Source organism: Caulobacter sp. S45 (assembly GCF_903642205.1).
GTDB lineage: Bacteria > Pseudomonadota > Alphaproteobacteria > Caulobacterales > Caulobacteraceae > CAHJWH01.
Window position 1 is genome coordinate 1 of record NZ_CAHJWH010000116.1, and the last position, 10,454, is coordinate 10,454.

General features: G+C 71.6%; 8 protein-coding genes and 1 pseudogene. 4 read left to right on the top strand and 5 right to left on the bottom strand.

The features are described 5' to 3' along the window. On the top strand, positions 1-1,499 hold a 1,499-nt coding region (locus HUV06_RS11555), incomplete at its 5' end, for a putative 2OG-Fe(II) oxygenase (RefSeq protein ID WP_174301418.1). 48 nt (positions 1,500-1,547) lie between these two features. Here the strand turns inward: HUV06_RS11555 and HUV06_RS11560 are convergent. From HUV06_RS11560 to HUV06_RS11570, 3 genes are all read right to left on the bottom strand, one after another. Next, positions 1,548-2,021 (bottom strand): nuclear transport factor 2 family protein, encoded by a 474-nt coding sequence (locus tag HUV06_RS11560; RefSeq protein ID WP_174301419.1) that lies wholly within the window; start codon positions 2,019-2,021, stop codon positions 1,548-1,550. Between the two features lie 5 nt (positions 2,022-2,026). After that, positions 2,027-4,174 (bottom strand): malate synthase G, encoded by a 2,148-nt coding sequence (locus tag HUV06_RS11565; protein WP_174301420.1) that lies wholly within the window; start codon positions 4,172-4,174, stop codon positions 2,027-2,029. Between the two features lie 79 nt (positions 4,175-4,253). Beyond that, positions 4,254-5,435, bottom strand: a complete 1,182-nt coding sequence (locus HUV06_RS11570; protein WP_174301424.1) for a DNA cytosine methyltransferase — start codon at positions 5,433-5,435, stop codon at positions 4,254-4,256. A 138-nt stretch (positions 5,436-5,573) separates the two neighbouring features. On the opposite strand from HUV06_RS11570, the gene HUV06_RS11575 reads away from it, so the two are divergent. Both HUV06_RS11575 and kynU read left to right on the top strand, forming a co-directional pair. After that, a complete protein-coding gene (locus HUV06_RS11575) occupies positions 5,574-7,214 on the top strand; it encodes an inorganic phosphate transporter (RefSeq protein ID WP_254601075.1) in 1,641 nt (546 codons plus the stop codon). Between the two features lie 118 nt (positions 7,215-7,332). Beyond that, positions 7,333-8,577: a kynureninase gene (gene kynU / locus HUV06_RS11580; RefSeq protein WP_174301422.1), complete on the top strand. Its 1,245-nt coding sequence runs from the start codon at positions 7,333-7,335 to the stop codon at positions 8,575-8,577. Here kynU and HUV06_RS11585 read toward each other — a convergent pair. Continuing rightward, positions 8,574-9,356, bottom strand: coding sequence for a PIG-L deacetylase family protein (locus tag HUV06_RS11585; RefSeq protein WP_174301423.1), 783 nt, complete (start codon positions 9,354-9,356; stop codon positions 8,574-8,576). The genes kynU and HUV06_RS11585 overlap by 4 nt on opposite strands. Before the next feature lie 69 nt (positions 9,357-9,425). Between HUV06_RS11585 and HUV06_RS16665 the strand changes: the two are divergent. Beyond that, positions 9,426-9,812 (top strand): annotated as a pseudogene (locus HUV06_RS16665) (glycosyltransferase family 2 protein); the annotation flags it as partial. Between the two features lie 431 nt (positions 9,813-10,243). Here HUV06_RS16665 and HUV06_RS16670 read toward each other — a convergent pair. Further along, positions 10,244-10,420 (bottom strand): hypothetical protein, encoded by a 177-nt coding sequence (locus tag HUV06_RS16670; RefSeq protein ID WP_371811075.1) that lies wholly within the window; start codon positions 10,418-10,420, stop codon positions 10,244-10,246. Positions 10,421-10,454 lie beyond the last annotated feature (34 nt).

A 10,454-nucleotide genomic window follows, 5' to 3' on the forward strand; every position in this document is an offset into this window, starting at 1 on the left:
GCTTCGCACCGGCGGCCCTGGGCCTGTGCGAGCTGTTGAGCCGCTCCGGGCGCTGGGCCGAGGCCCTGGCGGCCACCACGCCGCTCGTCGCGGCGGAAGATGTTGGCGAGGGCCTGCTGAGCGCCCACGCGGTGGCTCTGCGGGGCCTCGGGCGACACGAGGAAGCCTTGGCCGTCTACCGGCGTGCGGCCGGCGCCTTCCCAGGCTCCGCAATCGCCCTGCACAACATCGCCGCCGTCGCCTGCGACCTCGGCCGCTACGAGGAGGCGGAGGCCGCCGCACGGGCGGCTTTCGCTGGCGGCGGAGACGCCCCGGAGACCTGGCTGACCTTCGGCCGCGCCCTGCAGGGCCAGGCGCGCTTCGCCGAGGCCGAAGCCGCCTACCGCTCAGCCCTGGACCGCCGGCCCCTCGATCCAGAGGCGCACCAAGCCCTGGCCCATCTGCTCTGGATGCAGACCGAGGACCTCGCCGCCGCCTCGGCAACGCTGGACACAGCGCTCGTGACAAGTCCGTCTTCGACGCCGCTGAGGCTGATCCGATCCAGCCTGCTCGACCATGCCGGCGAGAGCGAGGCCGCCTACGCCGCCCTCGTCAGCAGCCCGCCAGATGACGATCTGAGGCTCCAGATCGCCGCCGCCCGCGCGGCGCTCCGCCTAGATCCAGCCCGGGCCCGCGCGCATGCCGAGGCGGCGCTCAGGGCCATGCCGGACGACGACCAGGCGGCCCTCGCGCTTTGCGAGGCGCACCTCGCCCTGGGCGAGCCGGAGCCGGCGGCGGCCCTGGCCGAGCGGGTACGCCGACGCCGACCGCTGGACCAGCACGTGCTGGCCTATCTGGCGACGGCCTGGCGGCTGCTGGGCGACGACCGCTATGCGGCCCTCTACGACTACGCAGCCTTCGTGAAGCCTTGGACGATCGAAACGCCCCCGGGCTGGCCTGACCTCGCCGCCTACCTGGTGGACCTGGCCGCGGCGCTGAACGGCCTGCACGGGCTGCGGGCCCATCCCATCGGCCAGTCTTTGCGCGGGGGCGCCCAGACCTCGCAGAACCTGCGCGCCTCGCAGCAGCCCGCCATCGCGTCCTTCTTCCAGGCCGTCGACGCGCCGATCCGCGCCCACCTGGCGGCGCTTGGCGCCGGCAAGGACCCCCTGCGCAGCCGCAACACGGGCCGCCATGCCCTGGAGGGCGTCTGGTCGGTGCGCCTGCGCCCAGGCGACGGACGGCACGTCGACCACGTGCACCCGCGGGGCTGGCTGTCCTCGGCCTGCTACATCGCCCTGCCGCAAGCCGTGGAGGCGGAAGGGCGCCAGGGCTGGATCAAGTTCGGCGAGCCCGGCACGCCCACCGCCCCACAACTCGGCCCCGAGCACTTCGTCAAGCCCGAGCCCGGCCGGCTGGTGCTGTTCCCGTCCTACATGTGGCACGGCACCACGCCCTTTGGCGGCGACACGCCCCGGCTGAGCATGGCCTTCGACCTCGTGCCTGCGGGGAAAAGCTGAACTTGGGGCTGGGGCGAAGGCTGGCGTCCGGGCCTGAGGTCTCCTGTTCTAAAGCCCCAGCTCGCTTAGCCCCGGGTGATCGTCCGGACGCCTCCCGAGGGGCCAGCGGTACAGGCGCTCGTGCTCGGCGATCGCCAGGTCGTTGATGCTGGCGATGCGGCGCGACATCAGCCCACGGGCGTCGAACTCCCACAGCTCGTTGCCGAAGCTGCGGAACCAGGCTCCGTCCGGGTCGCGGCTCTCATAGGCGAAGCGCACGGCCATGCGGGTCTCCCTGAAGCCCCACACCTCCTTGATCAGGCGGTAATCCAGCTCCTTCGCCCATTTGCGGGTCAGGAAGCCGACGATTTCGTCGCGTCCTTGCAGGACCTCAGTCCGGTTCCGCCAGACGCAGTCCGGCGTATAGGCCAGCGACACCTTGGCGGGATCGCGGCTGTTCCAGGCGTCTTCCGCCGCCCGCGCCTTCTTCGCGGCGGTCTCGGGCGTGAAGGGCGGGAGCGGCGGGCGGGCCTCGTCGGTCACGGCGCTCAGTCCTGCATCTGCGCCTTGCGGCGCTGGCGGAAGGCGTGGAGCAGGGGTTCGGTGTAGCCGTTGGGCTGGGCTAGCCCCTCGAACACCAGGGCGCGGGCGGCCTGGTAGGCGAGGCTCTCGCCCTCACGGCCGGCCATGGGTTCGTAGAGCAGGTCGCCGGCGTTCTGGGCGTCCACCTTTGCGGCCATGCGCTCCAGCGCCGCATCGATCGCCTCGGCCGTCGCCACCCCGTGGACCATCCAGTTGGCCATGTGCTGGGAGGAGATGCGCAGCGTCGCCCGGTCCTCCATCAGCCCCACGTCGTGGATGTCGGGCACCTTGGAACAGCCCACCCCCTGGTCCACCCAGCGCACCACATAGCCCAGCACGCCCTGGGCGTTGTTCTCGAGCTCCTCGCGCACCTCGTCCTCCGACCAGTTGCGACCGGGCGCGGCCACGGGGGCGGTGAGCAGGCCGTCCAGCGAGGGGACGGGCTGGCCCTGCAACTCGGCTTGGCGCGCGGCGACATCCACCTCGTGATAGTGGGTGGCGTGGAGCGTCGCGGCGGTCGGCGAAGGCGTCCAGGCGGTGGAGGCCCCGGCCCTCGGGTGGCCGATCTTGTCCCGCAGCATGTCGGCCATCCTGTCCGGCGCGGCCCACATGCCCTTGCCGATCTGGGCGCGCCCGGCGAAGCCCGCCGCCAAGCCGATGGCGACGTTCCTCGCCTCGTAGGCGGCGATCCAGGGGCTGGCCTTCATCTCGGCCTTCCGGATCATGGCGCCGGCGCGCATGGAGGTGTGCATCTCGTCGCCCGTGCGGTCCAGGAAGCCGGTGTTGATGAACACCACCCGGTGGCGCACTGCCGCGATGCAAGCGGCGAGGTTGGCGGAGGTGCGCCGCTCCTCGTCCATGACGCCGACCTTGATGGTGTGGCGCGCGAGGCCCAGCAGATCCTCCACCGCGTCGAACAGGCGGTCGGTGAAGGCGGCCTCGTCGGGGCCGTGCATCTTCGGCTTGACGATGTAGATCGAGCCCGCAGCGCTGTTCACGAAGCGGCCCAGGCGCTTCAGGTCGTGCAGGGCGCACAGGCTGGTGACTATGGCGTCGAGGATGCCCTCCGGCGCCTCGGAGCCGTCGGGCAGGCGCACCGCGGGCGTGGTCATCAGGTGGCCGACGTTGCGGATGAAGAGCAGGCTGCGGCCGGGCAGGACCCGTTCGCCGCCGTCCGGCGCGGTGTAGGTGCGGTTCTCCTCCAGCCTGCGGGTGAGCGTCCGGCCGCCCTTGTCGAAGCTGGCCTCGAGCGTGCCCTTCATCAGCCCCAGCCAGTTGGCGTAGGCCTCCACCTTGTCCTCGGCATCCACTGCGGCGATGGAGTCCTCCAGGTCCACGATGGTGGTGAGGGCCGACTCCAGGATCACGTCGGACACGCCGGCCCGGTCGCCGCCGCCGATGGGGCTCCCCCGGTCCAGGACGATCTCGATATGCAGCCCGTGATGCTGCAGCAGGATCGCCGAGGGCGTGGCGGCCCCGCCACGGTAGCCGGCGAAGGCGGCCGGGTCCTTCAGAACCGGGACAAGGGCGCCGCCCTCCACCGAGTAGCCCTTCGCCTCGGCGTGCGATCCCTCGGCCAGCGGCGCGGCGCGGTCAAGGAAGGCCTTGGCCCATTCGATCACCTGGGCGCCGCGAACCGGGTCATAGCCCTTGCCGGCCGGTGAGCCCGGCAGGGCGTCGGTCCCGTACAGCGCGTCGTACAGGCTGCCCCAGCGGGCGTTGGCGGCGTTGAGCAGGAAGCGGGCGTTCAGCACCGGCACCACCAGCTGCGGCCCGGCCAGGGTCGCCACCTCGGCGTCCACGCTCGAGGGGTCGATGGTGAAGGGCGCAGGCTCCTCCACCAGATACCCGATCTCGCGCAGGAAGGCGGCGTAACCCTTCGGTTCGATCACGCTCCCCTTGCGGGCCTCGCACCAAGCGTCGATCTTCGCCTGCAGGGCGTCGCGGTGGGCCAGCAGGGCGCGGTTCTCCGGCGCGAGGCGAGCGAAGATGCCCGCAGTTCCCGCCCAGAAGGCCTCAGGCGCGATGTCCAGGCCTGGCAGGGCCTGCTCTTCGACGAAGCGGACCAGCGGCTCGGCGACGCTCAAGCCCGCCTTGTCGATATAGCCGTTCATACCCGATCTCCGATGCCGCCCACCTGGGAGGTTGCCGTATAGGCGAAGCGAGCCGGGATCGGTAGGTGGCGGCGGGAGCTCAGGCCGCCATCTGCTCCGCGGTCGCCAGGCCCAGCAGCGGCTCGATCAGGTTGCGCGCGAGGTGGGCGACCACCGGCGCGACCACCCCGTCGCCGGTGAGGTGATAGGCGGCGTTGGCGCGGGGCGGCAGGCGATAGCTGTCCGGCAGGCCCATCAGGCGCGCCGTCTCCCGCGGCGAGACCAGCCGCGACCGGACGCCGTCGCCCTCGACCACCAGCAGAAGCTGGCGACTCGACCCGCCTGCGGGGGTGCGCAGGCACCCGGCCACCTCGTCGAAGCGAACCTCCGCGCGCTGCGCCTTGCCCCCCCCCGCATCCACCCGCGTGCGCCGGTAGACCGCGCCCACGCAGCGCCGGCCCGAGCGCCGAGCCGCCTCGACCTTGGCAAGGTGCAGCGGCGACATCAGCGCCAGCAGCTGCGCGGTCTGGGACGCGGTGCGCCAGACCCCTTCCTCAGGCGACGCTTCGATCAGGTCGGCGAACGCCTGGCGACGGAGCGGCGGAGGCGGCAGCCTCCACCAGGCCCAGGCCAGGGCGGCGGCCGCTGGCAGGCCCTCCACGGCCCGGCGCAGGGCCGCGGGATGGAAGTCGTCGAGCGGGGCGGGCGCCATCAGGTCCGGCGCGATCTCCGCCCCCGCGCGGACGCCGACCACGAACAGTCGCGGCCGCGACTGGGGCACGAACAGCTCCGCATCGACCACCAGCGCCCCGACCCGGTAGCCCGCGGCGGCGAAGGCTGAGCAGATGGCGTGGAAGTCGCGTCCGGCATTGGCGGTGAGCGTGCCGCAGACGTTCTCCAGCACCGTGACGCGCGGGCCGCGCCCCTCGGCGACCAGGCCGTCCACCAGCCGCCAGAAGCCGTGGAAGGCGCCCGAGCGCTCGCCGCCGAGACCAGCCCCCAGGCCCGCCACCGAAAGGTCCTGGCAGGGGAAGGAGCCCCACATCAGATCGGCCGTCCCCGGCAGGTCGCGCGCGGCCAGGGCGTGGATATCGGCGACCCGCAGGGCCTCCTCCCCGAAGTTGGCGCGGTAGGCTGCGGCCTTGGCGGCGTCGATGTCGTTGGCGAACAGGCAGCGCCAGCCCGCGCCCAGGCCCGCCCGCGCCATGCCGCCGCCGGCGAAGAACTCGTAGAAGCCCGGCCGGCCGGGCGCTGGCGCTGGCGCTGGCGAATCAGGGCGCATGGACGGGAGCGTGGCGGCTTCGGCCGCGCCCTGCAAACCCATTGGGCCGACCTCCATAACTTCATCCAAAATTCACGTTCCGCCTCGCGGGACGTGAGACACTCTCTCCGGGCGGAGCGAGCGGGACCTATGGCGAGCGTGGCGACAGCGCCGACGGCGGCGGAGAACAGCACCGCCCGGAGCCTGAACATCGACCTCAGCGGCAAGATCCATCCTGCAGGCGTGTTCGGCTTCTTCCTCGTCCTGGTCGCGGGCGGCTGCTACGCCGTCTACAGCATCGCCAGCGACATCCGCACCTATGGCGGGGGCGAGCCCATCGCGGTCGGCGCCTTCCTGCTGCTGGGCCTCGCCCTGCTCATCGCGCTCGGCTTCGAGTTCGTGAACGGCTTCCACGACACCGCCAACGCGGTGGCGACGGTGATCTACACCCGCAGCCTGCCGCCGCTTTTCGCCGTTGTCTGGTCCGGCTTCTTCAACTTCCTGGGCGTGGCGCTGTCTTCGGGCGCGGTGGCCTACAGCATCGTCACCATCCTGCCGGTGGAGCTGATCCTGCAGACCGGCAGCGCCGGCGGCTACGCCATGATCTTCTCGCTGCTGCTGGCGGCGGTGATCTGGAACCTCGGCACCTGGTTCTTCGGCATCCCCAACAGTTCGTCGCACGCCCTGATCGGCTCGATCCTGGGCGTGGGCCTGGCCAACCAGCTGCTGAAGCACCGGAGCGGCGCCTCGGGCGTGGACTGGTCCCAAGCGCTGAAGATCCTGGAGGCGCTGCTGTTCAGCCCGCTCTGCGGCTTCGCGCTCGCCGCCATCCTGCTGCTGGCCTTCAAGGTCGTGCTGCACAACAAGAAGTTCTACGAGCCCGCCAGCCCGGAGGAGACGCCGCCCTGGTGGATCCGGAGCCTGCTGATCCTCACCTGCACCGGCGTGTCCTTCGCCCACGGCGGCAACGACGGCCAGAAGGGCATGGGCATCATCATGCTGATCCTGATCGGCGTGGCGCCCACAGCCTACGCCCTGAACCGAACCATGCCCGACGCCGCCACCCCGGCCTTCATGAAGACCTCCGCCGCCGCGGCTCAGGCCTTCCAGGGCCACGCCGGCGGCGCGCCTGCGCCCCAGGTCATCGACGCCCGGAAGACGGTGGATTCGGCGCTCAGCGACGGCGGGCTGAACAAGCCGCAGACCTTCGCCGCCCTCTCGGTCCTGTCGCAGGACATCGGCAATCAGGTGAAGTCGGCCGGCGCGGTCAGCAAGGTGCCCGCCGCCCAGACCCAGAACGTCCGCAACGAGATGTATCTGACCGCCCAGGCCATCACCCAGATCGGCAAGCAGAAGATCGGCGGCTTCTCGGCCGCCGACAGCAAGACCTTCAAGAGCTTCGGCGGCCTGCTGAACGGCGGCACCCGCTTCATCCCGATCTGGGTGAAGATCACCGTGGCCCTGGCGCTTGGCCTCGGCACCATGATCGGCTGGAAGCGGATCGTGGTCACGGTCGGCGAGAAGATCGGCAAGCAGCACTTGAGCTACGCCCAGGGCGCGTCGGCAGAGATCATCGCGGCGATCACCATCGGCGGCGCGGAGTATCTGGGCCTGCCGGTCTCCACCACCCACATCCTGTCCAGCGGCGTGGCCGGGACCATGGTGGCCAACGGCTCGGGGCTGCAGTGGTCGACGGTGCGCAACATAGCCCTGGCTTGGGTGCTCACCCTGCCTGCGGCCATCACCATCTCCGGCCTGCTCTACGCGGCCCTGAGCTCCGTGATCGGCGGGCTGCACTAGCTTTCATTTCGAACCGCTTCAGCCACACCCGGTCTCTGAAAGCGATTTCAGACCCCGTCAGAGCGCGCTTGCGTGCGGGGGAGAGGCGCGGGGCGCTAATCCTGCATATAGCGTTCCGATGAGCGCGACCTTGAGCGATGCGGCCGACGTCCGGCGGATGGACGCCGAAGACCCGCTGCGTCCCTTCCGCGATCGTTTCCAGCTTCCGCCCGGCGTGATCTATCTCGACGGCAATTCGCTTGGCGCCCTGCCCCGGGCCACGTCGGCGCGGATCGCCGAGGTGATCGGGGTGGATTGGGGCGAGGGCCTGATCCGCAGCTGGAACACGGCCGGTTGGATCGACGCCCCGGCGCGGGTGGGGGCGAAGATCGCTGGGCTGATCGGCGCGGAAGCGCACGAGGTGACCGTCGCCGACTCCACCTCCGTCAACCTGTTCAAGCTGCTGGCCGCGGCCATGGGCGACCGGCCGGAACGGCGCATGATCCTCACCGAGGCCGGTGGCTTCCCCACCGACCTCTACGTGGCCCAAGGTCTCGCCGCCTTCGCCCCGCATCTGCAGGTGCGCGCTGTCGCCCGCGAGGCGATCAAGGCGGCCCTTGACGCCGATACCGGCGTCCTGCTGCTGACCCACGTCCACTACAAGACCGGCGCGACCTATGACATGGCGGCCATGACCCGCGCCGCCCAGGCGGAAGGGTCGCTCATGCTCTGGGACCTCAGCCACAGCACGGGCGCAGTGGCGGTCGACCTGGAAGCCGCCCGGGCCGATCTGGCGGTGGGCTGCGGCTACAAGTACCTGAACGGCGGACCGGGCGCACCGGCCTTCCTCTATGTGGCGGAGCGTCACCAGGCGCGGCTGCGATCCCCGCTCTCGGGCTGGATGGGCCACGCCGCCCCCTTCGCGTTCGGCGACGACTACCACCCCGCCGACGGACTGGCCCGCTTCCTCTGCGGCACCCCGCCCGTGCTAGGCCTCGCGGCGCTGGAGGTCGGGGTCGACCTGATGCTCCAGGCGGACCTCGGCGAGGTGTTCGCCAAGTCCCAGCGCCTGTGCAGCCTGTTCATCAATCAGGTGGAAGCCCGCTGCGCCGGCCTCGGCCTGCAGCTGGTCACGCCGCGCGACCGGCGCGCTCGCGGGGCTCACGTGTCGTTCAGCCATCCGCAGGGCTACGCCGTCATGCAGGCCCTGATCGCCCGCGGCGTCATCGGCGACTTCCGCGCGCCCGACATCCTGCGCTTCGGTTTCCCGGCGCTCTACCTGCGCTACGAGGACGTGGAGGCGGCCGTCGAGGTCCTGCGCGAGGTGCTCGCCTCCCAGGCCTGGCGCGCCGAGGCCTTCCAGGTCCGCGCCACGGTGACTTAGGCGGCGTCCGACACCCGCATGAAGACCTCGTAGCCGCCGAGATGGCGCGCGACGTCCGCCGCCGACAGCCGGAATCCCCCTGGGTCGTCGTCGATCAGCGGCGTGGTCTGGGAGCGATGTTCGGCGATGGCGAGGCGCTTGAGGTCGAGCACCGAGGAGACGTCCAACCTCACGCAGGGGGCGGCGGGGCCGGCGTCGTCCGCGTCCGCCAGGGTCAGGCCCCAGACGGGGTAGACGTACAGCGCCGCGCACCACAGGGCGGCCTGGCGCGCCGCGATCCGGAACGCCGCCGTGTGGTCCGGGTGCGGGTCGGCGGCCCAGGTGACGAACACGGATCCGGGCGGATCACCGGCGCCGTACCGTGCAAGCCAAGCCTGCGCCTGCGCCTCGCAGGTCTCCAGCCGGCCATCCGGCGCGCCGAAGCTCCCGACCGAGACCGCCGGGCCGCCCAGCCGGTCCATGGCCGCCCTCAGCTCCGACCTGCGGAGATCGGCGAGGCGAGCCGGTGGATAGGCCTGGGAGTCGGGGTGCGAGCCGCCTCCGTCGGTGAGGGCCGCCACGCATATCCTGCGGCCTGCCCGTGCGCCGAGAGCGATCAGGCCGCCGCATCCAAGGCTCTCGTCATCGGGATGAGGCGCCACCACGAGCATCGATCCCTCAGGCGCCAGGTCGGCGATCCGGGCAACCGGCCCGGAGGCGAAGGCTGTCCGCGCCGCCCCCGCCGTCCATCTCTCGCCGCCAGACGACACCACGGGCGTGGAACCCCCCAACAGGCGCAAGTGTTGCCATGGCGTGCTTTCTACACTGTGGACGTCTTGAAGTCGCAACGCGCGCCGACCGTGGTGGCCGTGCCCGCCCGCGACGAGGCGGAGCGGATCAGCGCCTGCCTGGCGGCCCTGCTGGACCAGCGGGACCTGGACGGCGGACCCCTGCAGCCGGACGCCATCCAACTGGTGGTGCTGGCCAACAACTGCCGTGACGGGACCGCCAAGATCGCGCGCCGGTCGGGGCGGGCCATCCAGGTGGTGGAGACGACCCTGCCGCCTGGGAGCGCCAACGCCGGCGCCGCCCGCAAGGCGGCGATGGACATGGCCGCCGACCTGATCCCGCTGGGCGGGGCTGGCCTGATCTGCACGACCGACGCCGACAGCCGTCCCCGTCCCGACTGGATCGCGCGGTTGTGGAAGGCCGTGGACGCCGGCGCGGAGGCGGTGGCGGGCGCCGTAGACTTCGACCCGCATGAGGCCGATCCGGTAGCTTTCAGCGAAGCGCGCCGCCGCGAAGGTCTCTATTCCGCCCTCCAGGCCGAGATCGTCGCCTGCGCCGATCCGGAGGCGCACAACCCCTGGCCGAACCATATCTGGGCCTGGGGGGCCAACCTGGCGGTCACCGCCTCGGCCTACCGGCGTGTGGGCGGTCTGCCGGCGCAGCCCCTGGCCGAGGACCGCGCCTTCGTCGAGCAGCTGCGCCGTCACGACGTGCCCGTGCGTCACTGCCTGGACGCGCGGGTCTGGACCTCGGCGCGCCGGGTGGGTCGTGCGGAGGGTGGCCTTGCCAGCCTGGTCGCCGACCATGCAGGTGAGGACACCGCCGCCTGCGACGCTGTGCTGGAGCCGGCGCGTATGGCTTGGCGGCGGGCGGCCTGGCGGCGGCGGCTGCGACGCGCCTATGCCGGCGGCGCACCGGCTTCCGCCGTGGAGGACGCGGCCGGTTCTTCTACCACGGTCGGCGCGGCGACGTGTGCGACGGTTAATTCCGCGTCGTTGATCACCGTAACGCCCTTGGGCAGCACGAGGTCACGGACATGGACCGAATCGCCGATGTTCAGCTTGCTCACGTCCACGGTGATGGATTCCGGCAGGTCGCCGGGCAAACAC

Bases quoted from the DNA above. Each gene is read 5' to 3' on its own strand.
- HUV06_RS11565 (WP_174301420.1), bottom strand. From the start codon at position 4,174: ATGAACGGCTATATCGACAAGGCGGGCTTGAGCGTCGCCGAGCCGCTG.
- HUV06_RS11570 (WP_174301424.1), bottom strand. From the start codon at position 5,435: ATGCGCCCTGATTCGCCAGCGCCAGCGCCAGCGCCCGGCCGGCCGGGC.
- kynU (WP_174301422.1), top strand. From the start codon at position 7,333: ATGAGCGCGACCTTGAGCGATGCGGCCGACGTCCGGCGGATGGACGCC.